22 protein-coding genes and 1 pseudogene are annotated in these 25,014 nt (G+C 35.2%); 14 read left to right on the plus strand and 9 right to left on the minus strand.

All coding sequences use genetic code 11. The features are described from left to right. Nucleotide 1: 1 nt before the first annotated feature. The 5 genes from ACPUVN_RS00055 to phrB form a co-directional block, all read right to left on the minus strand. Nucleotides 2-784: a DUF1365 domain-containing protein gene (locus ACPUVN_RS00055; protein WP_426369705.1), complete on the minus strand. Its 783-nt coding sequence runs from the start codon at nucleotides 782-784 to the stop codon at nucleotides 2-4. 2 nt (nucleotides 785-786) lie between these two features. Continuing rightward, a complete protein-coding gene (locus ACPUVN_RS00060) occupies nucleotides 787-2,058 on the minus strand; it encodes an NAD(P)/FAD-dependent oxidoreductase (RefSeq protein WP_426369706.1) in 1,272 nt (423 codons plus the stop codon). A 4-nt stretch (nucleotides 2,059-2,062) separates the two neighbouring features. Continuing rightward, on the minus strand, nucleotides 2,063-2,791 hold the full coding sequence (locus ACPUVN_RS00065) for an SDR family NAD(P)-dependent oxidoreductase (protein ID WP_426369707.1): 729 nt from the start codon (nucleotides 2,789-2,791) through the stop codon (nucleotides 2,063-2,065). Next, the gene (locus ACPUVN_RS00070; RefSeq protein ID WP_426358610.1) at nucleotides 2,788-3,252 is read right to left on the minus strand and encodes a nuclear transport factor 2 family protein; all 465 of its coding nucleotides are present in this window, start codon (nucleotides 3,250-3,252) and stop codon (nucleotides 2,788-2,790) included. The genes ACPUVN_RS00065 and ACPUVN_RS00070 overlap by 4 nt, the downstream gene beginning before the upstream one ends. A 246-nt stretch (nucleotides 3,253-3,498) precedes the next feature. After that, entirely contained in the window at nucleotides 3,499-4,905 is a 1,407-nt protein-coding gene (gene phrB / locus ACPUVN_RS00075) for a deoxyribodipyrimidine photo-lyase (RefSeq protein WP_426369708.1), read from the minus strand. Nucleotides 4,906-5,261: 356 nt separating this feature from the next. On the opposite strand from phrB, the pseudogene ACPUVN_RS00080 reads away from it, so the two are divergent. Both ACPUVN_RS00080 and ACPUVN_RS00085 read left to right on the plus strand, forming a co-directional pair. Further along, a pseudogene (locus ACPUVN_RS00080) lies at nucleotides 5,262-6,023 on the plus strand (PAS domain-containing protein); the annotation flags it as partial. A gap of 36 nt (nucleotides 6,024-6,059) precedes the next feature. After that, nucleotides 6,060-6,560, plus strand: coding sequence for a methyl-accepting chemotaxis protein (locus ACPUVN_RS00085; RefSeq protein ID WP_426370588.1), 501 nt, complete (start codon nucleotides 6,060-6,062; stop codon nucleotides 6,558-6,560). Nucleotides 6,561-6,662: 102 nt separating this feature from the next. Here ACPUVN_RS00085 and ACPUVN_RS00090 read toward each other — a convergent pair whose 3' ends face one another. From ACPUVN_RS00090 to ACPUVN_RS00100, 3 genes are all read right to left on the minus strand, one after another. Further along, complete coding sequence (locus ACPUVN_RS00090) at nucleotides 6,663-7,616, minus strand: YbgA family protein (protein ID WP_426358607.1); 954 nt, start codon at nucleotides 7,614-7,616, stop codon at nucleotides 6,663-6,665. Nucleotides 7,617-7,839: 223 nt separating this feature from the next. Continuing rightward, the gene (locus ACPUVN_RS00095; RefSeq protein ID WP_426369709.1) at nucleotides 7,840-8,532 is read right to left on the minus strand and encodes a ChrR family anti-sigma-E factor; all 693 of its coding nucleotides are present in this window, start codon (nucleotides 8,530-8,532) and stop codon (nucleotides 7,840-7,842) included. Continuing rightward, nucleotides 8,529-9,152, minus strand: a complete 624-nt coding sequence (locus ACPUVN_RS00100) for a sigma-70 family RNA polymerase sigma factor (protein ID WP_426369710.1) — start codon at nucleotides 9,150-9,152, stop codon at nucleotides 8,529-8,531. Before ACPUVN_RS00100 ends, ACPUVN_RS00095 begins: the two co-directional genes overlap by 4 nt. Before the next feature lie 429 nt (nucleotides 9,153-9,581). On the opposite strand from ACPUVN_RS00100, the gene argR reads away from it, so the two are divergent. The 11 genes from argR to ACPUVN_RS00155 all read left to right on the plus strand — a co-directional run bounded on the left by argR (nucleotide 9,582) and on the right by ACPUVN_RS00155 (nucleotide 21,850). Continuing rightward, the gene (gene argR / locus ACPUVN_RS00105; RefSeq protein ID WP_426358603.1) at nucleotides 9,582-10,052 is read left to right on the plus strand and encodes a transcriptional regulator ArgR; all 471 of its coding nucleotides are present in this window, start codon (nucleotides 9,582-9,584) and stop codon (nucleotides 10,050-10,052) included. Between the two features lie 208 nt (nucleotides 10,053-10,260). After that, nucleotides 10,261-10,692 carry a nucleoside-diphosphate kinase gene (gene ndk, locus ACPUVN_RS00110; protein WP_426358602.1) on the plus strand — a complete coding sequence of 144 codons (432 nt, stop codon included), beginning with the start codon at nucleotides 10,261-10,263 and terminating at the stop codon, nucleotides 10,690-10,692. 293 nt (nucleotides 10,693-10,985) lie between these two features. Further along, entirely contained in the window at nucleotides 10,986-12,143 is a 1,158-nt protein-coding gene (locus tag ACPUVN_RS00115; RefSeq protein WP_426358601.1) for a bifunctional tRNA (adenosine(37)-C2)-methyltransferase TrmG/ribosomal RNA large subunit methyltransferase RlmN, read from the plus strand. Between the two features lie 52 nt (nucleotides 12,144-12,195). Then, nucleotides 12,196-13,545: a type IV pilus biogenesis/stability protein PilW gene (pilW, locus tag ACPUVN_RS00120; RefSeq protein ID WP_426369711.1), complete on the plus strand. Its 1,350-nt coding sequence runs from the start codon at nucleotides 12,196-12,198 to the stop codon at nucleotides 13,543-13,545. 13 nt (nucleotides 13,546-13,558) lie between these two features. Continuing rightward, nucleotides 13,559-14,503, plus strand: coding sequence for a RodZ domain-containing protein (locus ACPUVN_RS00125; RefSeq protein ID WP_426358599.1), 945 nt, complete (start codon nucleotides 13,559-13,561; stop codon nucleotides 14,501-14,503). 29 nt (nucleotides 14,504-14,532) lie between these two features. After that, complete coding sequence (ispG, locus tag ACPUVN_RS00130; RefSeq protein ID WP_426358598.1) at nucleotides 14,533-15,651, plus strand: flavodoxin-dependent (E)-4-hydroxy-3-methylbut-2-enyl-diphosphate synthase; 1,119 nt, start codon at nucleotides 14,533-14,535, stop codon at nucleotides 15,649-15,651. 110 nt (nucleotides 15,652-15,761) lie between these two features. After that, nucleotides 15,762-17,036: a histidine--tRNA ligase gene (gene hisS / locus ACPUVN_RS00135; RefSeq protein ID WP_426358597.1), complete on the plus strand. Its 1,275-nt coding sequence runs from the start codon at nucleotides 15,762-15,764 to the stop codon at nucleotides 17,034-17,036. A gap of 9 nt (nucleotides 17,037-17,045) precedes the next feature. Beyond that, a complete protein-coding gene (locus tag ACPUVN_RS00140) occupies nucleotides 17,046-17,681 on the plus strand; it encodes a YfgM family protein (protein WP_426369712.1) in 636 nt (211 codons plus the stop codon). Nucleotides 17,682-17,800: 119 nt separating this feature from the next. Continuing rightward, a complete protein-coding gene (gene bamB, locus ACPUVN_RS00145) occupies nucleotides 17,801-19,009 on the plus strand; it encodes an outer membrane protein assembly factor BamB (protein ID WP_426358595.1) in 1,209 nt (402 codons plus the stop codon). Nucleotides 19,010-19,198: 189 nt separating this feature from the next. Further along, nucleotides 19,199-20,662: a ribosome biogenesis GTPase Der gene (der, locus tag ACPUVN_RS00150; protein ID WP_426369713.1), complete on the plus strand. Its 1,464-nt coding sequence runs from the start codon at nucleotides 19,199-19,201 to the stop codon at nucleotides 20,660-20,662. A gap of 510 nt (nucleotides 20,663-21,172) precedes the next feature. Then, a complete protein-coding gene (locus ACPUVN_RS00155) occupies nucleotides 21,173-21,850 on the plus strand; it encodes a PilZ domain-containing protein (RefSeq protein ID WP_426358594.1) in 678 nt (225 codons plus the stop codon). A gap of 90 nt (nucleotides 21,851-21,940) precedes the next feature. Here the strand turns inward: ACPUVN_RS00155 and xseA are convergent, their stop codons facing one another. Beyond that, the gene (gene xseA / locus ACPUVN_RS00160; RefSeq protein ID WP_426369714.1) at nucleotides 21,941-23,287 is read right to left on the minus strand and encodes an exodeoxyribonuclease VII large subunit; all 1,347 of its coding nucleotides are present in this window, start codon (nucleotides 23,285-23,287) and stop codon (nucleotides 21,941-21,943) included. Between the two features lie 182 nt (nucleotides 23,288-23,469). On the opposite strand from xseA, the gene guaB reads away from it, so the two are divergent. Then, the gene (guaB, locus tag ACPUVN_RS00165; RefSeq protein ID WP_426358592.1) at nucleotides 23,470-24,942 is read left to right on the plus strand and encodes an IMP dehydrogenase; all 1,473 of its coding nucleotides are present in this window, start codon (nucleotides 23,470-23,472) and stop codon (nucleotides 24,940-24,942) included. Nucleotides 24,943-25,014: the final 72 nt, after the last annotated feature.

Consider the following 25,014-nt stretch of genomic DNA (forward strand, 5'->3'; position numbering starts at 1 on the left):
ATTAGGCTTTATCTACAATAGGTACACGTTTAATCAATAGCTTTATGGCTTGCCAATAAATTAACGTCATAATTTTTATTATAGTAAAAGGTAAACTTAACCAAGACTTTATTAACGTAAGCGTTTTAAGTGGTCGCTTGGTTAGTTTCATGTTTGCTTCAAATACTTTTTCGCTAGTATCTTGCGTAAAATTTTGAATATTAATAAATAGTTTTTCTGAAGGGCGAGTAATATTCCAATGATAATTCATGTTTAATTCCATGAAAGGAGAAACGTGAAAATCTTTTTTGGTTATATTACTTTTACCTTCAGTTTTATCTTTTTTCTCTTTGGGTACATTCACAAGGTAATAATGTCTTTCATTCCAAGGGGTATTGCTCACCTCAGCTAACATGTATAAACATTGTTGATTTTTATCAAAACAGTAGTAAAAGTTAATGGGGCTAAAATAAATCCCTAAACAGCGGCATTGCACGATCATCAATACTTTATGACCATCCCATTCACCACCTAAGCTTTTAACTTTATTAGCAATACGTTGCTTTAAAGTTCCTGGTTCACTTTTTATGTAATCTTTTTCATTAAAGCGAACGGGGTTAAACCATTGAGTACCAAATAATGTGTGCTGAGAGGTCACTTGATCAAGTTCATCTAACATAATACCAATCATAGATACTTGATAAGAAAACTCATTAACCTTAGGCGAGAAACGCTTATGCGACACTAGCCCTTGGTAAATACTACTTTTAAATAAGTCTGCATTATTTGCTATATCTGTAGTCATGATTACAGTTCAATACCAAATCGTTTAGCAACAACTAAGGCACTAAATACACCGTCTTCATGAAAACCGTTACGCCAATACGCACCTGTAAAATGCGTGTTGTTTTGACCACAAATCTCTTTACGTCGGTATTGAGCTTGTAAACTTTGGTGATTAAAAACGGGGTGATGATAAACATAACGACTAATTATTTTACTTGGGTCTATTTTGTCGGTTTGATTTAACGTAACGCAGAATGTAGCGTCAGTACTATCAAGGCCTTGTAAAATATTCATGTTGTATGTAACACATGATGGGTTGGTGAGTTGTTTATCTGTTGTTGTATTGTCTAGAAGATAATTCCAACTTGCCCAAGCTAATTTGCGTTTTGGTAATAGGTTAGTATCGGTATGTAATACCACTTCATTACCTGTGTAAGGAATGCTACCTAATATATCTATTTCGCTTGAAGTAGGATCTTTTAATAACGCAAGTGCTTGGTCTGAATGACAAGCAAAAACAACATCGTCAAAAATTCTGGTTGTGCCATCTTCAAAAACCATTTCTACTTGATTCTCATGTCTTATAACATGTTGAATTCGACTGTTTAGCTCAATGTTTTTTGAAAAAGAAGCGGTTAACGGTTTTATATATTCTCTTGAACCACCAGGAATAACATACCACTGTGGTCTGTTGGTAATATTGAGTAAGCCATGGTTATAAAAGAAACGTATAAAGAAATGCAGTGGGAAGTCTTCCATTTCACTTAAGCTTGTAGACCAAATAGCCGCGCCCATAGGCAATATGTAGTTTTGTTTAAAATAGTCAGAAAAGTTATGTTCTTTTAAAAAGTCGCTTAAAGTATCTTCTGTATTCATATTGTCAGCAAGGTAGGTTGCTTTACAGTGTTTATTAAAATTGATGATCTCTTTAACTAAACGCCAAAACTTTAAGCGAAAAATATTACTGCGTTGGGCAAATAAACTATTTAGTGTATTACCATTGTATTCAAGGTTTGTTTGTTTGTTTAAAACACTAAAGCTCATTTCTGTAGGTTGTAAATCAACCTTAAGTAGCTTTAATAACTTTAAAAAATTAGGGTAGGTTTTGTTGTTACAAACAATAAAACCAGTGTCTATAGCGTAGGTTTTATCATTATATACAATATCTTTTGTCGCTGTGTGCCCGCCAATGTAATCATTTTTTTCAAATACAGTAATGTTGTGTTTTCTTTCAAGTAAATAAGCACAAGTAAGCCCCGAAATTCCAGATCCTATGATCGCTATATCTTTCATATTGTTATGCTCCTTTTTCCATTTTACTTGCCAGGTATTTCCATAGGCTAGAAGGCAATATAGAAAGTAACTTTAATGTGTACGTGAAACGCTTCGGGAAGTTAATTTCACTACTTTTTCGAGATAAGCCTTTGAAGATATATTGCGCCGCTTGGTCTGCGGTGATGATACAAGGCATTTTAAATGTATTTTTATCTGTAAGACTGGTTTGTACAAAGCCAGGGTTAATAACACTTACATCAATCTTGTGTGGCTTTAAGTCAATCGCTAAGGTTTTAGCTAAGTAAGTTAACGCTGCTTTTGAAGCGCCGTATGCCTCAGCTCGTGGTAAAGGTAAAAAGCTTGCGCAAGAACTGGTTATAGCGAGTTGTCCGTTTGGTTTTACTAATTTTAACCAGGCATCTAAACAATATCCTGTTGCTATAAGATTATTCGTCATTACTCTGGCAAATAAGTCACCATCAAAATTTAACGCGTCGTTTATATATTCGCAGCTACCCGCGTTGAGAAGTAATATATCTAGAGCGGGAATATTTAATGATAAATTTTCAATACTTTCTTTAGAGGTTAGGTCGCATGAAAAAGTTGTTATATTTTCATGTTGTACGGCTAAATCAGCTAGTCTTTCTTGGCTTCTGCCTCCAGCAAATACCATAAAACCTTTGTGCGCATATAATAATGCGATAGCTGCACCTATTCCTGAAGAAGCACCTGTTATGAGTATAGTCTTCATTTATTCATACGTTGTTTTAAATAACGAATAACTTTACCAAGCAGAGGTACATGCTCGTAAATCATAGCACCTACATCAAGAAAGTCGCGTTGATAGATAACTTTGCCATCTTCAGATTTTATATGTGAGTGACCCGTAACTACGATCATTTTCCCTGAGTTAAGTTTAGGATGCTGATAACACATTTCCCAATAAACAGCGGCTTCATTTGACGTATTCATAATATGGGTAATTTTAAATGTGCAGGTAAGAACATGAGTGTATAAATTCTCAAAATAGGCAATAAAATCTGCTAAACCCTCTACTTTATGTAAAGGATCTTGGAAAATAATATCTTCATGATAAATATCTTTTAAAGACACTAAATTACCTTTCGATAGGTTTTGGTAGATCATCTGAAATTTACATAACCAGTGAGGTGTATTAAGGCCATGTAATTGACTTGGTTGTAAAACACTCATTATTACTTCCCTGATGTTTTAGCTTGTCTTCAAAAGCTGGGTTAATGTCGTATGTAATGTTTGTACACGTTTAAACGCTACGTTACACATACATACGAAGCTTAGGCATTTAAAGATCAACTTTTAATCGAAATATTGAAATTTTCACTTCCTTTTATCATTATTTTTTTATGGAGGTATATTAGTAATAGACATCTTATTTAATATTAACAAGTAATTAGCGTACTTATTAGTATAATTTTTTTCTTAACCTTGTTTAAACAGGGCTAATGCATCTAACCTTGCTGTTTTATGATCAACAATAGCTTCACAATAAATATCGTCTTTTCCTACACTGGCTAAATATTTGTGAGGGAAATGTATTTGTTTTGCAGGAACATTACTGAGTTCTGGAAGGTACTTCTTGATAAAGCTGCCATCAGGATCAAACCTTTCGCTTTGTCTGATAGGATTAAATATTCTGAAATAAGGTTGAGCATCACATCCTGTACTTGCTGCCCATTGCCAGCCACCATTGTTTGCAGGAAAGTCTCCATCAATTAAGTGCTTCATAAAAAATGTTTCACCTAAACGCCAATCAATTAATAAGTGCTTTGTTAAAAAGCTAGCTACTACCATGCGTAACCTATTGTGCATCCAACCTGTGGTAATAAGTTGTTTCATTGCAGCATCAACAAGCGGGTAGCCCGTTTTACCTTCGCACCAAGCCTTGTAATGTTCAGGTGTATTACGCCAAAACAGTCCATCATATTTTTTCTGAAAGTTTTGATGTTTACAAAGATGTGGAAAATGAAAAATAAGATGTTTGTAAAAATCACGCCATGCCAATTCATTAAGCCAACAAAATACATCAGCTTTTGGGTTTTCTAATATATGAGGATATTTTTTTAGCACATTAAACAACAAAACTTTAGGACTAATCGCGCCTATAGCTAAATAAGGAGATAAGCCGGAAGTGCCTTTTAAAGCAGGGAAGTCTCGATACTCTTTGTATTCACCATGTTTTTTTTCTAAGAAGCTTGGTATTACTTTTTCATAAACTTCTGAAGATAAAGGCCACTTTTTAGAGCATGTTTTGGGTGTGTTTAACGTGATTTTTTCTGGCGTAACTGATTTGTTTTTTGTTGCGTTTACTGCTGTTGGTGGCTGACTCATGTTTAAAGCATTTTGAGTAAGATAATTCGCCCAATTATTTTTAAAAGGCGTAAAAACTTTATACATTTCGCCATCACCATTAAGTACTTTGCCTTTACTCACAATAACGTCTGCCTCAAACAGATAAAATGAGGTATTTGTAGTCTTAAGTGCTTGGCGTATTTTTTTGTCTCTATTTCGTTCGTTTATTTCAACTTCACTATTAGCATAAATATTATCGATTTTATTGGCTTGGCAATAAGATAATAATTGCTCCGCTTGATCGTTAAAATCAGTGCCTTCTATATGTTCTAACTCTATGCCTAACTCTAACAATTGTTCTGCTAATAAATTTAAATGACGTTCAATAAAATCTGCTTGAATGGGGGCCATATGATGCTGTTGCCATTGAGCAGGCGTTGAAATGTAAATTGCTTTACAGTTGCCGTTTTCAGTTGCGTTAGTAAGTGCAGGGTTATCATAAATACGTAAATCTTTTCTAAACCAAATTAGATCCATGAGGCATGCCTATAGTTAACTTAATATATTTACTTTTTACGTTTGCAGTAAAAAACATATTCCGAGGAGTTATAAAAACATTATTAGTGGCTATTGTTTTTATATCGCGGTACTTTTAATTGTGCTTGTCTCAAAAGGGTATAAGTGATGTTACTCAGATAGAATAATTATAAGTTAAAAAATCACTTGAGAAGAATTCACAAATACCTCTTTCATTTATCTACATTACGAAAATATATAATAATAAGATCAGTATATTATTAAATATTTTTGATGTTTAATTGTTTGGAGGGTAAATCGTGGTTAAGCAATACGGACATTTTTAATCAAACAACTAGTTTAATAAATGAGTCCATATGTTTAATCGAAAAATTAAAGAAGAACTAAAAAATAGCAATGAGCAACTAATTGAATCGCAATCAGTTATTGAAGCTATAAAAAATAGTGTAGCAACTATCGAATTCACCCCTCAGGGAAATATCCTTGATACTAACGATCTATTCCTTTCTGTTGCAGGTTATTCAAAATCCGAAGTCTTAGGTAAACACCATTCTGTAATGTGTGATGATAGCTACACTTCAGGTCGTTCTTATCAAATGTTTTGGGAGAGTCTTCGCTCAGGTAAACCTAATAAAGGTACGTTTGAACGACGCAATAAAAATGGCGATATCCTCTGGCTTGAAGCCACTTATTTTCCTATTACTGTTGATAATAAAGTAGTAAAAATAATGAAGATTGCTGCCGATGTTACTCAAAAGAAAATTGAATCTTTAGCAAAAGAACAAGTGCTTGATTCTTTAAATAAATCACAAGCAATTATAGAGTTCACACCTGAAGGAAACATTCTAGAAGCGAATGAAAACTTTACTCAAACAGTTAAATATAATTTAAATGAAATTGTTGGTAAGCATCATAGAATATTTTGTGAAGATAAATTCTATAGAGAAAATCCAGAGTTTTGGAAAGACTTACAACAAGGTCAATTTAAAGGCGGTCAGTTTTTAAGAAAGGATAAATATGGCGCTTCAATTTGGCTTGAAGCAACGTATAATCCGATAATGGATAGCAACGGAAAAGTTATCAAAGTTATTAAGTTTGCACGTGATATTACTAAAAACATTGAAAAAGAATGTGCTGTGCGCGAAGCCTCTAATATGGCAAATAGCACTTCGATTGAAACGGTAAAAATTACAAATCATGCTGCTAAATTGTTAGATTCGTCGGTGCAGCTTTCAAACGATGTTTCTGAAAAAGCTAAGATCACTACGGCACAAATATCTAAACTGAGCGAACAAGCAGATAGTATTCAAGCGATTGTATTAACCATTAAAAGTATTGCTGACCAAACCAATTTATTAGCGTTAAATGCAGCTATTGAAGCAGCAAGAGCGGGTGAACAAGGACGTGGTTTTGCTGTCGTTGCTGATGAAGTTCGTCAACTTGCTTTACGTACTAGCCAATCAACTAGCGAGATTGAATCGGTTGTACTGAATAACCAATCCATTACTATAAGCGTACAAGAAGGTATGCATTCTGTGTCTGACTTTGTTGAAAAAGGTCGAGTTCAAATGTCTGAAGTTTCTGAGGTGATGGAAGAAATTAAAATAGGTGCGGCTAATATATCTAATACCGTATCGGCTTTATCTCAAAACTAAAATAAGAAAATAGAATAATTTGAAACGGTTAACTTTTAGGAGTTAACCGTTTTTTGTTACATATGAAGAACGTTTATGTTTCAGTTAATGGAAAATAAATAACTAAAAACCATACCTTAATTTCAATTCAGCAGGGTAAGGAGATAAATAAACTTGTGCTGATAAATACTCTTCTGTGTGTTCCCTTAAATAATGGTTAATTAAAGTAAGCGGTACTAATAAAGGTAAAATGCCTTCTCGGTATTGATTAATGTTTTCTACTAACTCTTGTTTTTGAGGTGGAGTTAAGTACTTCTTAAAATAGCCTTGTAAGTGCATTAAAGTATTACTGTGGCTCTTTCTGTTTGAAAGCTTTTTCAAAGCTGTCATTAAACCTAAAATATATAAGTCAGCCTGTTCTTCTAGCGGTAAATCTGCTCTCGCTAAAAGTTGACCTAATTCTTTATAGCTTTGCACATGATGACTCATGACTAAGTATTTATGTTCGCTATGAAAGGTAATTAACTTATGTTTTGTTAAACCTGAAGCTAGCATGTCTTGCCAGTGACGATATGTAAAAATACGTATGATGAAGTTTTCTCGTAATGGAATATCATTTAAACGACCATTTTCTTCACAAGGTAAAAGTGGGTTAGCTTTCATCACTTCTCTAGCGAAAAATCCCACACCATCATGTTTACAACCTTTACCATGATCGTAATATACCTTTACTCTTTCCATGCCACAGCTAGGGCTTTTTTGACAAAAGATGAAACCGCTTAGGTCGCCAAATTTTTGTGCTGTTTTTTGTCCATACTCTGTTAATGCTTTAGTAACATCGCCTGATCCATCAGGTTGACTGACGTGGATAATGTCATCTTTAAGTATTTGTCTAATCGTTGGGCGAGGAATAGGTAATCCAATAGCAACTTCAGGGCAAAAGGTTTTGTAGTCCACATGTTTACTTAACTCTGACATACAAAAGTCAGACTTTTTGTGACCTGTATCATATCGAACAGGTTCGCCATGTACACAGGCGCTCATTCCGATTATAGGCTTGCTAAGTGTTTCTTTCATTGTAAATCCTTATGCTAGGCGCCAAGCGCTATATACTAATATATAGCTGCTCTATGATTAGTTAGCTAATTTGAGATGAAGTTATCTCTATATTGATGATTGAAATATCAATAATAAATAAGAATGAGTTAAATAATTAAAGGGGGTTAGCTATTTATCAATATTTGTCAGTTTGAATAAAACCAATATTGATGAATAGCTAACGTAAAGCGACTCGTATGCGTTAATAAATAAACATACCGATAGGATTAAGTAGTTTGCTTAAACCTTGAGTAAACTGAAGCGCGTCGTCTGCAACGGTGTAACACAAACAACCTTCTTTAGTATGAGGTGTGTGTGTGTCTTTATCGGTTAACCAAATAAAGTCACCTTTAACATAAGTACCTTTTTCATCTTCAAAGGTACCTTCTAACAATAATGTTAGCTCAAAACCTTTATGAGTATGTGAGGGGACGCCGCCATCTTTGTCTATGTGCAATAAACTTGTATGCAGTGAACCTTCATTTAAGTCGATGCGTGCTCGGCTCAATTTACCTAGTTTTTGCCAACCCATCATAGACATAGATCTAAGAGCTGTAGGTAATGGGTAAGTTGTACCTTTAATTTCTATATCTAAAGGTTCTTGGGTAATCATTTCACTGATAGAATTATCTTCCATGATGGATTTCATCATGAGGTCAAAGGTACTGTCATTACTAACCGCTTTGTCAGTGATTACTTTTCCAGAAAGACTATTGTAAATACTTGCATCTTCAGAAAATGTATTCGCTGCAGCTTCTTCAGTAATACGCTCAATGTTTTTAGCGCATATTTCACACATTTCAGCATGAACTGCAATACCAGCACTTAACGAAGCGGGCAATACACCTTCAACAAAGGCATTAAGGAGTTCGTATTGCGGATGATGAGTGATCATTTCGATTCTCCTAACTGTTGTTTTAGTTTAATAAGCGCTAACCTTAACCTAGACTTTACTGTGCCTAACGGAATAGAAAGTTTAGTGGCGAGCTGCTCTTGAGACATCTCTTCAAAATATAAACCTTTCACCACTTCTTTTTGTGGATCAGGCAAAACATTAATATGTTTGAGAAGAGTAGAGTTCATCAAATGGTCGTCAAAAACATCATCTTCTACAAGTTGAGCTTCAGCCATAGGCCAAATATCTTCACTTAATGTGTCTTCACGGTTTGATTTAACTTTGCGTAACATGTCAAACGACAAGTTACGCATTATGCTATACACCCAAGTTGTTGCTTCACCTTTATCTCCATCGAAAAGGTGAGCTTTACGCCATATATTTGTCATGGTTTCTTGAAGTAATTCATTGGCTGCGCTTTCGGTATTAAGTTTTTGTATACCAAATCGAATGATTTTAGGCGCAAACCAAGAGAATAAAGCCGTAAATGCGCTTTTATCTCTGTCAGTTGCTATATCGTATAGCCAACTTTTTAGCTGTTGTTGTTCATTAGAATTCATTGTTGAATTTCTTATAATGATTTCAGTTGGTGCTGAATTATATGTCCAAGGTATATACATAATATAACAATTAACAGTGAATTAGGTGACTCTTATTAACCTATACGGTGAGATATAAATTTAAGATCAATAATATTTCAAAATAATGTTATTAAAGAATCATGTTGTGAATATTGCGGTGGAATGAAGATCTTATCTTTAATGATTAGCTATAGCCTTTGAATATGAGTAGGAGTGAAGGAGTGAAGGAGTGGCTTAACGATTAATCTTCTTGAAGTGAGGCATCATAATAATGAGAATAGTGTGCAGTATAACCTGTCTCTCGTATGAAATTATTACCATTCGAACTGGCTCAAACATTCTTGTGTAATTTAAATTAACAGTTAGTTATCCTATATTTATGCATATAATCTCAAGGAGATATCTATTATTAGATTTTGAGATTATAATAAGGCGTCTTTTATAATCAGAAAAAACCATAGAGCTAATATGCTAAGCACCCGTAAAAAAAATGAGTCTGTATTAATTCAAATATTTAAAGGTTTGTTGAAAGATCAGCGTTATGGTTCTCAAAGTCAATTAGCTGAAGCACTTGCACAACATGGCTATGAGAATATGTCTCAAGCTAAAATTTCTCGTCTGTTATCTAAATTAGGTGCAGTTAAAATGAGAAATGCGTCAAGTCAGGTGGTTTATATTTTACCTGATGAGCTAGCAGTACCTAGAACTAAACAAGCGATTCAGTCTGTTGTTATAAGTGTTAAACATAATGGCATGCAGATTATTGTGAAAACAGGTATTGGTGGAGCACCGTTAATTTCTAGAATGTTAGATAGCATGGGTGAGTCAGCAGGTATTTTAGGCACATTAGCTGGCGACGATACTATTTTTATTGCTCCTGCCAATGTAGATAATATTGAACAAATAACAAATGACATAAAACAAATATTAGATATGTAAGCGAACTGATGCTTTTGTTGTTTACTTAATCCACTTTAGAACAAACTTTATCTATAGTTAATTGCGTATATTTTAACAATTCCTCAATCATAATAGCGTCTTAGTAAATTAAGTCATTTTTCTCTTCTGATAGTGTTAGTTTTTTTATTGTAATTCGTCTATAATCTCGCGCAAAATTTATACTTACTAAAATCTTATAAGGGCTATCATGGCTATCGAACGTACTTTTTCAATTGTAAAACCTGATGCAGTAGCTAAAAATGTTATTGGTCAAATCTATAACCGTTTTGAAACTGCTGGTTTAAAAATCGTTGCTTCAAAAATGGTTCACCTAAGCAAAGAAAAAGCTGAAGGTTTTTACGCTGAACACAGTGAACGTCCATTTTTTGGCGCACTTGTTGAATTCATGACATCTGGTCCAGTTATGGTTCAAGTGTTAGAAGGCGAAAACGCGGTATTAAAAAACCGTGAAATCATGGGTGCTACTAACCCAGCTGAAGCATTAGCAGGTACTTTACGTGCAGACTACGCTGATTCAATTGATGAAAACGCTTGTCACGGTTCAGATGCTTTAGAATCTGCAGCTCGTGAGATTGCTTACTTTTTCGCTGACGATGAAGTTTGTTCACGTACGCGTTAATATTGGCTGTTACGTTAAGTAGCAAATAATATAAAAGTATCAAGAAAGGATTTTACTGAATATTCGGTAAAATCCTTTTGTTTTAAATAGCGATTAGCTTTTTATTAGTAATGTGAATGCTATTCTTAAGATTTTAATATTGAGTCTTTTTTCTTAGAATGCTCAATATTACGATTTTATCGTTATATCTACCCTATTAAATATTGGGATAGGTATTAAACCTTATGAAATATTCCTCTTAATCAAAGATGAGTATTTCACCTATTTAAATGTGTTTTCGAGATTTGTTTATCATGAGTGAAGTGGCTGAAGTATCGCAAGAGTCTATTAAAAAAGTAAACCTACTTAATTTGGACCACCAAATGATGCGTGAGTTTTTAGCGTCGTTAGGTGAAAAGCCATTTCGAGCGGATCAATTAATGAAGTGGATATATCACTTTGGTTATGACGATTTCGAGCTAATGACGAACATCAATAAAAAGCTACGTGAAAAACTTCAACGTACAGCTGAAATTGTTGCTCCAAATATCTCTGAAAAACAAGTGTCGAAAGATGGCACCATAAAGTATTCATTAAGGCTTGAAGGCGGTCAAGAAGTTGAAACCGTTTGGATCCCTGAAAACGATCGTGCAACCTTGTGTGTTTCTTCTCAAGTAGGTTGTGCACTTGAATGTACTTTCTGTGCAACGGCGCAACAAGGTTTTAATCGCAACTTATCAATGTCTGAAATTATTGGTCAAGTTTGGCGTGTAGCTAACGATATTGGCGCAACACGTATCGCAGGTAAAAGACCGATCACTAACATTGTAATGATGGGCATGGGCGAACCTTTATTAAATATGAAGAACCTTATTCCAGCATTAGATACTATGCTTAACGATTTAGGTTATGGCTTATCTAAACGCAGAGTAACGGTAAGTACTTCAGGTGTTGTTCCTGCTTTAGACATGCTTAAAGAAAAAATTGATTGTGCTTTAGCTATTTCAATTCATGCGCCTAATAACAAGTTGCGTGATGAACTGGTGCCTATCAATAAAAAGTATCCTTTAGAAGACTTCTTAGTAGCTGCAGGTCGATACATAGATGGTTCAAAAGCTAACAAACAAGCAACTATTGAATATGTAATGCTTGATCATGTTAACGACAGCACAGAACAAGCTCATGAACTTGCTATCGCTTTGAAAGATTTACCAAGTAAAATCAATTTAATACCATTTAACCCGTACCCAGGTTCACCGTATAAAAGATCAAGTAATTCTCGTATAGATCGTTTTGATAAAGTCTTACAAAGCTACGGTTTAACGGTTATTACACGTAGAACGCGTGGTGATGATATTGATGCTGCTTGTGGGCAGTTAGCAGGTGATGTTTTAGATAGAACTAAACGTACAGCAAATAAAGATGAAAAAAACCAAGTGAAAACAGAAGAAATAACAGTAAAAGTTATCTGATATGGTTATGATGCGTATGCAATTTATTCTAAATTAAGGGACTTTGCGTCTAATGCTAAAAATTCGTCACATTATTACAGTGGGTATGCTTTCCTCTTTGCTGAGTGGTTGCGTTACTCAAAATTACGAAAATAATGAAGATACACCTAGAGTTGAAAACACTTCAACTAATAATGAAATAGCGATGACACGTATTTCGTTGGGTATGGGCTATTTAAATATGGGCAATACCACGCAAGCAAAGCTTAATTTAGAAAAAGCAAAACGTTACGCACCTAATTTAACGCAAGTGTATACCGCTTTTGCTCAATATTTTGATGTTGTTGATGAGCCAGAACAAGCCATAGAAGCTTTTGAACGTGCATTGTCATTAGATGAAGATGATGCTGATACATTAAATAATTATGGCGTTTTTCTTTGTAAACGTGAAAGATATGATGAATCTGAAAAGATTTTACTAAAAGCTATTGCTATCCCAAGCTACCTTTTAGTTTCTCAAAGTTATGAGAATTTAGCCACTTGCCAACTTGAATATAACAAGTTTGAAAAAGCAGAAATGTATTTAGCTAAGTCAATTTCTCACAGCCCTGGCCGTGCGTCATCTTTATTACAAATGCTACGTTTACAATACGCTATGGGTAATTACAGTGAAGCTGTTGAATACCTAAGACGCTATGAAAAATCAACCAGACGCTTTACACCTAATGCATTAGCATTAGCTTACAAAGTGTATGAAAAAATGCATAACCGACGTATAGCCAAAAACTATGCGGGTTTACTGGTAAAAATGTTTCCTAACTCTTACGAAGCAAAGCAGTACATTTTAAATGGTTTGCAGTATATTGAAGCTGATGATTTAGCTGAAAAGTTTTTTGCAGTTAATAGCCAAAATAGTAATAAACCTAAAAAACGAGTTATGGTGCTCTCACCAAATAAAAAATCAGGTATTTCAATAGCATCTGATTCGAAAACTCCACAGAAACCTAAGGTTGTAGAGTCAGAAGGTAAGTCAGTTGAGAACAAAGTAGCCGAACAAAATGACGAAGCTAACCAAACAGTTAAACAACAAGTTAAAAAAGAGTTAAGTCAACATACTGAAGTTGATGAGGATACTAATACCTCTGAAATAACGGAAAAGGCTGAATTAGAAACATTAGAACTAATGCCTGAGGATTCATCAAATACGGGTATAGCACAAGCTTCAACAGATGATGACGGTAATAAAATGTTAACTTTACCGATACACGTTATTGAAAAAGGCGATAGTTTATATTCAATCTCCAAACAACATAATATTAAAATGTATCTTATCGAACGTTGGAATGGCTTTAAGCGCTCTAAAGTTTTAAAGATAGGGGATGTTATTTATTTAGCTGATCCTAAAAAAGCAGTTAAACACTAGTGGGTTTACTTAAATGAGTAAAGAATTACCTGAAGTAGAAAACGTAATAGCTGGTCCTGGAAGTCTTTTAGCTGAAGCTAGAGCTAGCCAAGGTTTAAGTGTTGAGGACGTAGCCGCTAGATTAAATTTTCGAGTGTCGTTAGTTAAAAACATTGAAGCCGATATTTATGACAAAAACTTACCAGACACGTTTAATCGTGGTTATTTAAAAAATTATGCAAAGTTAGTTAATATTCCTAATGCTGATGTCATTGGTTTATATGAAAGCATGAATGGAATTGGTATTAGCCCTGCAAAAATGCAGAGCTTTTCAAATGGCACCATGAAAAAAGCTCAAAATAGTATGTTGATGTGGATAACATATTTGATCCTTGCCATATTTATTGGCTTTACCGTCATGTGGTGGTTACAAGGTGATAAGGCTAATAAAGAAAATGCTGTAGCGGTTGCCACTGAAAATTTATCAAGCTCAGAAGTTACTCAGTCTGGCTCTAATGAACAAGTTGATTCGACAGAAAACGTACTAGATAAAAACATCAATGAACTTGAAGATAACCCAGCAGGAACAGATACTCCTGCACAACAAACTCAAGCACTGGCAAATACAGTAACCGAGTCATTAACTGAAAGTGACTTAGTAGAAAATAATTTAACTTCTCAAACAGAAAATGCATCTGAAGCAAATACTTTAGATCAAGCTGAATTAACACAAGTTGTGTTTACTTTTTCTGGTGATTGTTGGGTAAATATTTATGACGCATTAGGTGAAAGGATCGCTTGGGGCATTAAAAAAACAGGTTATGTAATGACCATTGATGCACAATCTCCTCTAAAAATAACTATTGGCAAGCCAGAGTTAGTAGAAATTAACTTTGGTAGAGAAGCTATTGATATGTCTGTTTTTCCTAAAGGACATATTGCCAAGTTCACTTTACCATTAACTACACAGTCATCTTAGAATAATGATCACTAATCGAAAGAATAATTATGTTTAAAGAATCTCCTATTATAAGACGTAAATCTCGTCAAATCATGGTTGGCAATGTTCCAGTAGGTGGCGATGCTCCTATTACCGTTCAATCGATGACAAATACTTTAACAACGGATGTTGCTGCTACTGTTGCTCAAATTCAAGCATTAGAAGCCGTAGGTGCAGATATTGTTCGTGTAAGTGTACCGACTATGGACGCTGCTGAAGCCTTTAGAGAAATTAAGAAACAAGTTAATGTACCACTGGTTACCGATATTCACTTTGATTATCGTATTGCGCTTAAAGTGGCTGAATATGGCGCAGACTGTTTAAGAATTAATCCAGGTAATATAGGTAGAGAAGACCGTGTTAGAGCTGTTGTAGAATCAGCTCGTGATCATAATATTCCCATTCGTATTGGTGTAAACGGTGGTTCTTTAGAGAAAGATATTCAAGAAAGATACAGCGAACCAACGCCAGAAGCTTTATTAGAATCGGCAATGCGTCATGTAGATATTTTAGATCGTTTAAACTTCGATCAATTTAAAGTCAGTGTAAAAGCATCTGATGTGTTTTTAGCTGTTGGTGCTTATCGATTACTAGCCAAACAGATAGATAATCCATTGCATTTAGGTATTACTGAAGCGGGCGGTTTACGTTCAGGTTCAGTTAAATCATCTGTAGGGTTAGGTTTATTATTAGCTGAAGGTATAGGCGATACATTGCGTGTTTCTTTAGCTGCAGATCCTATAGAAGAAATTAAAGTCGGTTTTGATATTTTAAAATCACTTAAGCTACGCAGCCGTGGAATTAACTTAATTGCATGCCCAAGTTGTTCACGCCAAGAGTTTGATGTTATTGCTACCGTTAATGCGCTTGAACAGCGTATTGAAGATATTATGACACCTATGGATGTTTCAATTATAGGCTGTATTGTTAATGGTCCAGGTGAAGCTATCGTTTCAGATTTAGGTTTAACGGGTAGTAGCAAAAAAAGTGGTTATTACCTTGACGGTATCAGACAGAAAGAGCGTTTTGATAATACCAACTTAGTTGACCAACTTGAAACACGTATACGCGCAAAAGCTAAGATGCTTGATAAAGAAAACAGTATTGACATAAAAGAGATTGATTAATACGTAGATCAAACGCGAGCCGTGCAAGGTATTATTTACGTTTAACCTTAATACCCCTATAATGCGCGCAGTAATTTAACCATTTTGATTATACAAAGAGAAGTAGATTAGTGAGTAAAGCAATTCAAGCGATAAGAGGCATGAACGATTGTCTGCCATCTGAAACTAATATTTGGCAAATGGTAGAAACAGCATTAAGACGTGTTGCTAGCAATTATGGATTTGCTGAAATTCGTATGCCGATTGTTGAATCTACTGCACTTTTTAAACGTTCTATCGGTGAAGTAACTGATATCGTTGAAAAAGAAATGTACACTTTTGATGATCGAAATGGTGACAGTTTAACATTAAGACCAGAAGGTACTGCTTCTTGTATAAGAGCCGCAAATCAACATGGTTTACTGTATAACCAAGAGCAACGCTTATGGTATATGGGACCAATGTTTAGGCATGAACGTCCTCAAAAAGGTCGTTACCGCCAATTTCATCAGTTTGGTCTTGAAGCTTTTGGCTTAGCAACTCCAGATATTGATGCAGAAATTATCACATTATCATCTCGCTTATGGCGAGAGCTTGGTATTAGTGAACATGTTACTTTAGAACTTAACTCTTTAGGTTCTAATCAAGAACGTGAAGAATACAGAGATGCATTAGTCATTTTCTTAACTGAACGAGAAGATCAGTTAGATGAAGACAGTAAACGCAGAATGCATACTAATCCTTTACGTGTACTTGATAGTAAAAATCCAGCGGTACAAGAAGCTTTAGTTGGCGCGCCTAAATTATCTGATTACTTTGGTGAAGAATCTAAAACACATTTTGCAGAAGTTTGTCGTCGTTTAGATGCTGCGGGTATTAGTTACATAATTAATGATCGTTTAGTACGTGGTTTAGATTATTATAATCGCACCGTATTTGAATGGGTAACAACGAGCTTAGGCTCACAAGGTACCGTTTGTGCGGGTGGTCGTTATGATGGCTTGGTTGAGCAGCTAGGCGGTAAAGCAACACCAGGTGTTGGTTTTGCCTTAGGTATAGAACGCTTAGTACTAATGCTAACCAGCTTAGAAAAAGTAAACAATGTTCGACCACAAGTTGATGCTTACCTTATTATGTTAGGTGAAGCAGAAGAATTAAAAGCTGTTGAGTTAGCTGAACAATGGCGTGATGCCGTGCCAGAATGTAGATTGCAAAACCATTGTGGCGGCGGAAATATGAAGAAACAAATGAAGCGCGCTGACAAATCAGGTGCTCAAGTCGCTTTGATAATAGGCGAAAACGAATTAGCTGAGCAAACAGTTACTGTAAAATATTTGCGCGGTCAACATGAACAAGAAAGCGTAGCATTTGATCAAGTGCCTAGCTTATTAGAAAAATTAATTTAAGGAAAAGTTGTGGAAATTTACGAAACAGAAGAACAACAAGTAGATGCGATTAAAAGCTACTGGAACAAAAATGGTAATATGATAATTGCAGGTATCGTTCTTGGCTTATCAGGTTTTGTCGGCTTTAACTTTTATAAAGATGCACAACTAGAAACAGAATTAGCAACATCAGATGCTTATCAAACATTAGTTGAATCAATTGAAAAGAAACCTGAAGGCTTTATTGCTGCAGGCGAAAAATTCATTACTGATAACAAAGACTCAAGCTATGCAGGATTAACGGCTTTATCATTAGCTAAAAAATCAGCAAGTCATCAAGATTGGCCACAAGTTGAAAAGTATTTAACAACGGCTATTGAATCATCTAAAGATGAAGGTATTAAAGCTATTGCAACGCTCCGTTTAGCAAGAGTTCAAATACAGTTAGATAAAGTAGATGCAGCATTAACAACATTAAGTGCGCCATTACCGCAATCATTTAAATCTTCAATTGAAGAAGTTAAAGGTGATGCATACTTACTTCAAGATAAAAAAGATCTAGCGCGTATATCATACCAAGACGCGATAGCCGCAACTGCTGGTGCAGCAAGTCAATCTCTTCAAATGAAGTTAGATGATTTAGCGGAAAATATTGTTTTAAAGTAGAGCGTTAGCTTAAGTCTTTAAAATAATGTAAAAAATAACATATAGAGTGACTTTTTTTCGAATTGTGTTGTCTTAAGATAACGCTCGATATGTTTAATGACCAATAAGTGGATTTTGATGTGCTAATTTTTGATAAAAAAAGTTTAAAAAATAAAATTGCTGTAGTTTTTTTAATGACATTAGGTATTTCAGCATGTTCATCTACCGACGAAATTGATGAAAGCTTACCTGTTGAATTAACTGAAGTTAACGAACAATTCGAACCTGAAGTATTATGGGAAGAAAATATTGGTGGTGGTGCAGAAGGTTACTTCTCTCGTATTACTCCTGTTGTTGCTTACGACAAGTTGTTTACTAGTAATCGTAGAGGCGATGTTGCAGCAATCGACCTTAAAACAGGTGACGAAATTTGGTCAGCTGATTTAAGTAATATTGACAACAAACGTGGCTTTTTTGAAAGTCGTAAATCTGCCTTAATTAGTGGTGGTATTGTTGCTGGTATTAACAAAATATTTTTAGGTAGTGAAAACGGTAAAGTTTACGCATTAAATGCTGAGACAGGTAAAGTAGACTGGCAAGCCGATATTAAAGGCGAAGTGCTTTCGGCTCCTGCTATCGACTCTGGTGTTGTTGTTGTGAATAGCTCATCAGGTGTTATGAAAGCTTTTAATGCAACAGATGGCGAAGAACTTTGGAAGATAGACCAAGACACACCTGCATTAACTTTACGTGGTATTAGTGCTCCTAGTATTTCTTCTGGTGGTGTTTTTATTGGTACGCCAGACGGTAACCTTTCTGTTTATATTTTAGAGAATGGTCAACAAGGTTGGTCAGCTGTTGTAGGTGAACCTTCAGGTTCTACTGAATTTGAACGTGTAATTGACGTTGATTCATCACCTGTTGTATTTGGCGATAAAATTTATTCGATTTCATCTCGAGGCAACTTAGCTGTTATTGAATTAAGAACAGGTCAAATAGTTTGGAAACGTAAATATTCGTCTTATACGGATTTGCTTGTTACGCCGAGCACAATTTACTTAACCGATATTAAAGGTCATGTTTATGCTGTTGATAGAGTAAATGGTACTGAGAAATGGAGTCAACTTTCTCTAACAAATCGCGATGTAACAGCGCCAGTTGAAGTTAAAGATTATATTGTTGTTGGTGATTATGAAGGTTACTTACATTGGTTAGACAGTAGTACTGGCGAAATTGTTTCTCGTCATGAGCTTGATTCAAGCGGTACTCATGTTGCACCGATTGTTTATGAAGGTATTTTATATTCACAAGCACGAAATGGTGATTTACAGGCAATTAAAACGCCTTAAATCACAAAGCTCTAAAATTTTATAACGGCTCCTCACATCTAGTGTTGGAGCCGTTGTTTATTTTAATAAAAACATAAATAAGCTGAATTTGAGATAATGTGTTAGTTAATTCATTATCTCAAATTTAGTTTACATATTGAGTTTTGGCATAAGTACAAAACTTATCATTCTTTTTAAATCGAGGTATTCATGCTTCCAGTTGTAGCGCTTGTTGGTCGTCCTAATGTAGGTAAATCAACGCTATTTAATCGTCTTACTCGTAGTCGAGATGCACTTGTTGCAGATTATCCGGGTTTAACGCGCGATCGCCAATATGGCAAGGCAGAAGTTGAAGAACATCCGTTTATTGTTATTGATACGGGTGGTATTCAAGGAGATGAAGAAGGAATTGATGCATTAATGGCTGAACAGTCATTAATGGCTATTGAGGAAGCTGATGCCGTATTATTTATGGTAGATGCTAGAGCAGGTTTAACGTCTGCAGATATCGGTATAGCAACATACTTACGTAAACAAGATAAAAAAGTATTTCTTGCTGCTAATAAAATCGATGGTATTGATGCAGACTCTGCTGTTGCTGATTTCTACTCATTAGGAGTAGGCGATACTGTTCATCAAATTGCTGCAGCCCATGGACGCGGTGTAACTCAGTTATTGACGTTAGCATTAACACCACATATTGAAGCATTGTCAGCGCCTAAAGTTGAAGAGAATGATGAATTTGATGGCGAGATGGAGAGTGAGTTATCAGATCAAGAAAAAATTGATGAAGCACCTAATGAAAACGACAAAATTAAACTCGCTATTATCGGTAAGCCAAATGTTGGTAAATCAACATTAACTAACCGTATTTTGGGTGAAGAACGTGTTGTTGTTTACGATATGCCTGGTACTACACGTGACAGTGTTTATATTCCAATGGAACATAACGGTCGCGAATATACGTTAATTGATACGGCAGGTATTAGACGTCGTAAAAACGTAACCGATGTAGTTGAAAAATTCTCAGTAATTAAAACATTAAGAGCGATTGAAGACTCTAACGTGTGTTTATTAATTATAGATGCTCAAGAAGGTATTACTGATCAAGATTTAAGCTTACTTGGCTTTATTTTAGAATCAGGTCGTTCATTAGTACTTACTGTTAATAAATGGGATGGTTTAGACGATCATGTAAAAGATCGTATTAAAACTGAATTAGATCGACGTTTAGGGTTTATTGATTTTGCCCGCATTCATTTTATCTCTGCTTTGCATGGTACAGGTGTTGGTCATTTATATGAGTCAGTTGAAGAAGCTTTTGTTTCTGCAACTAAACGTATTTCAACGTCTATGGTAACTAAGATATTAGATATGGCTGTGTTTGATCATCAACCGCCTATGCATCAAGGTCGTCGTATTAAGTTAAAATATGCTCATGCTGGTGGTTACAACCCTCCTATTATTGTTATTCATGGTAACTCAGCTAAGAAGTTACCACCGTCTTACAAACGTTATTTAATGAACTATTACCGTAAGTCATTAAAAATAATGGGTACACCAATCAGAATCGAATTTAGAGAAACAAGTAACCCATTTGCAGGTAAGAAAAAGTTAAATTATACCGAGCAAAAGAAACTTGCTAGATTGACACAAGGTTATAAGAAAGATTAACTCTTCGCATTGAGTTAATTCAAATGAAGCAGCTTTTTAGCTGCTTTTTTTATGTGCGATATTTAATACCAAACGGATTAATTTATTGTTCACTTAGCGAGAATTTAAAGGCTTAGAGGCACAGGTTCATAGTTCCAGACTGAACCTAAGCACCTACATCCATGTAGGCGAGGCATTGATTGAAGATAATGGTTATTCTCGGTAACTGCTCCTGCGTTACCCTAATGTCCTACATCCATGTAGGAACCTTGTCAAAATCAATAATGCGGCATATGAGCCTTTAAATTCTCGCCCTTCGGGAGCTCATTAGCAAACTGATAACATCACAAAATTAAAAAAATATAGAATAACTATGTTTAATCAATTTTGCTTGTTCTAAGCTTGCTAATGTAGTTCTAAGTTGCTCAATAAATTAATCCGTTTGGTATAAGCTGTAGCGGGTATATATTGCTTTTAAGTAGTGATTTAGCTACTGTAAATAATAATAACATTAGGTATAGGTCGAGTAGATTGAGCGCTAAAGAAGTTAATACAACGAATAGGTTAAGTAATCACTTAGCTCTTCTTTTACCAGGTACTATGGTGTCTTTAGATATTGTGACTCCAGCCGGACAAAGAGGAAAATTTCGTACTTTTTTTATTGGCTATTTACCTAAAAAATATGTTTTGGTGCAATTTCCGGATAGTAATAAATTAGGTAATTTCACAAGCTTTATATCTCAAGGTACATCAATCACGGTACGTGGTCTAATTGAAGGTCACGAAGGCTCTGTTGTTGCTTTTGCTTCTTCTGTTAAGCAAACCGTGCAAATGCCTTCAAGAATGATCGTATTAGAATTCCCTAAAAAAGTTACCTTACAGAGTTTACGTTCTTCTTTAAGAATTGATGTAAATATTCCAGTGAAAGTCAAAATTGATAATGAATATTGGAAGGGCTCTATCAGCAATATTTCAGTGCATGGCTGTCAAATAACTATAAGTGATGGCGAGTCATTAACCCTGACTTCGGATAAGAATATTAATATTATTGTTGAAGACTTTCTTGGGATGCAAAACATCAACTTAAGTGCTGATGTTTGTAATACAAAATCGCAGATTGCTGGTGTGTCTTTAGGTGTTAAATTTTTAGATGAGAGTAAAGAAAATGTAACTAAGCTAGTGCAACATGCCGTGGTTGCAGAAATCTAGCTCGACTCTTTAGTGTAGTTAATCACAGTTCAAACTAGGTTAATTTTACTCAGTTAAATTTAAGTTAAACAAACTTAAACTAATAATATTCTATTTTACTTCAGTTTTTTCATTCACTGTCGCTGAAATAAAACCATCCATTAATTGTATGGAAACATTATCACCCACCTGAGTTTGTGAAACACTCGTTATAACTTTTTTCTTATCATTTTTAGTCACACTATAGCCTCTAGCAATTGTTGCTAAAGGGCTAACTAAGTGTAATTGTTCAATAGTGTATTTGAATTGATTCTGTTTACTCTTATTAGTCGATTGGATTGCGTGAATTAAGCGTGCTTTTAACCGACTGATCTGTTGCTGTTTATTTTGAATGTTTTTATGCGGTGATTGGAGTAATAAACGCTGATCAAACTGATCTTTTTGTAACGCTAAACGTGACTTTAATTGCTTTAGATTATTGTTGAGCCTAAAACTTAATTCATCAAACCGTTGTTGTTGCACGGTTAACTTTTGCGCTGGATGTAATAAAGATAGTCTATGCTTAATATGATCAAGTCTGGTTTTATGGTGAGTCAGATTTCTTTGTTTTGCCTGACGTATTCTTTGGTTTAGTGATGCAAATTTTTGTAACTTTTCTTCAATATTTGAAGACACCAGTTCAGCTGCTGCTGAAGGTGTTGGCGCTCGAAGGTCTGCAGCATAATCAGAAAGTGTTGTATCTATTTCATGACCTACAGCACTGATAACTGGTATTTCGCTTCGGTATATTGCTCTAACAACGTTTTCTTCATTGAAACACCATAAGTCTTCTAATGAACCACCACCTCGGCCTACAATCAGTACATCACATTCTTGTCTTATATTTGCTGTATTAATCGCTTGTTCTATTTCAAACTTAGCTTGAGTTCCTTGAACTAAGGCAGGGTAGATAATGACATTAAGCAGAGGGTTTCTACGTTTTAAAACGGTAAGTATATCTTTTACAGCAGCACCAGTAGGCGAGGTAACAATACCTACAGTACGAATGTTTTTAGGTATTTCTTTTTTAATTAATGAATTAAATAAACCTTCGGCAAGTAATTTGTTTTTGAGTTGATCGAACTCTTGTCTGAGAAGGCCTTCGCCCGCATCATCAAGTTGTTCGATAATTAACTGAAAATCGCCACGTGGTTCATATAAAGATACTTTAGCTCGAACTAATACTTGTTGACCGTTTTTAGGTAAGCCAGAAGATAATCTAACTTTGCGATTGTTACCTTTAAACATGGCGCATTTTACTTGAGATTTACTGTCTTTTAATGACAGGTACCAATGACCAGAACTTGCAGCAATAAAATTGGAAACTTCGCCACATAACCAAACGGTATTCAACTCACTCTCTAAAATAAAACGGACTTTTTTGGTTAATTCACTAACTTGTAAAATATGTTGATTCATGTCGACTTTTCGTTTTATTTTAGTTTTGAGGAGGGGAAAACCACATTATATCGTGGTTAATTATTTTAAAGGTGATTTATTTTGCATTTTACTAAAATTTAAGTTTACCTTATGTTCGAAAGCGGTTAAAATTCTGCCGCAATATTTACTCCTGATCACCCCCTTATTAGTGAGATGTTGCGATGCTAAGAATTGCCCAAGAAGCGTTAACTTTTGACGATGTTCTACTTGTACCTGCCCATTCAAAGGTACTTCCTCATACAGCTGATTTAAAAACTAAATTAACTCGTAAAATTGATCTTAATGTACCCATGATTTCTGCATCTATGGATACAGTTACCGAAGCTCCTTTAGCTATTACCCTTGCTCAAGAAGGCGGAATTGGTTTTATTCACAAAAACATGACAATTAAAGAACAAGCTAAAAATGTTTCTAAAGTTAAGAAATATGAAAGTGGTATTGTTTCTGATCCTGTTACTGTTTCTCCTGATGACACTATCGAAGATGTAATGAAACTTGCAGATAAACTAGGCTTTTCTGGTTTTCCTGTTGCTGATGCTGACAATAAGCTTGTTGGTATCATTACAGGTCGTGATTTACGTTTTGAAACTGACTTAACATTAACTGTTTCTAAACTGATGACAGTTAAAGAAAAGCTAGTGACTGTTAAATCAGGCGCTAAACGTAAAGAAATTCTTGGTTTAATGCATGTACACCGTATCGAAAAAATCCTTATGGTTGATGATGCTTTTAAACTTGAAGGTTTAATTACAGTTAAAGATTATCAAAAAGCAGAAAGTAAACCTAATGCATGTAAAGATGAACTAGGTCGTTTACGTGTTGGTGCTGCAGTTGGTGTTGGCGCAGGTACTGATGAACGTATTGATGCATTAGTGGCTGCAGGTGTTGATGTTTTATTAATTGATACGTCTCACGGTCACTCTCAAGGTGTTTTAGATCGCGTAGCTGAAACGCGTAACAAATACCCTGATTTACAAATTATTGCAGGTAACGTAGCAACAGGTGCTGGTGCTAGAGCATTAGCTGATGTTGGTGTAGATGCTGTTAAAGTAGGTATCGGCCCAGGTTCTATTTGTACAACTCGTATTGTTACAGGTGTTGGTGTTCCACAATTAACAGCTATTTCAAATGCAGTAGAAGCATTAAAAGGTACAGGTATTCCTGTTATTGCTGATGGTGGTATTCGTTTTTCTGGTGATATAGCAAAAGCGCTTGTTGCTGGCGCTCACTGTGTAATGGTAGGCAGCATGTTTGCTGGTACTGAAGAGTCACCAGGTGAAGTTGAACTTTACCAAGGTCGTTACTATAAATCTTACCGTGGTATGGGATCTTTAGGCGCAATGAGCCAAAAAGAAGGTTCTAGCGATCGTTACTTTCAAAAATCTGATGGCGAAGCTGATAAATTAGTTCCTGAAGGTATTGAAGGTCGTGTTGCTTATAAAGGCCCTGTAGCAGCAATTATCCATCAGCAAATGGGTGGATTACGTTCATCTATGGGACTAACGGGCTCAAAAGATATTGAAACCATGCGTACTAAGCCTGAGTTTATGAAAATAACTTCAGCAGGTATGGGTGAATCGCACGTACATGATGTGACCATCACGAAAGAAGCTCCAAACTACCGCATGGGCTAATCGAATAGATTATTTCTTTGCTAGTTAAGACAATAACGGCATTAGAAGTACTCACTGACTATTGTCAGCTCT

Origin of the sequence: Pseudocolwellia antarctica (assembly GCF_049933045.1) — a bacterium.
Lineage (GTDB): Bacteria > Pseudomonadota > Gammaproteobacteria > Enterobacterales > Alteromonadaceae > Pseudocolwellia.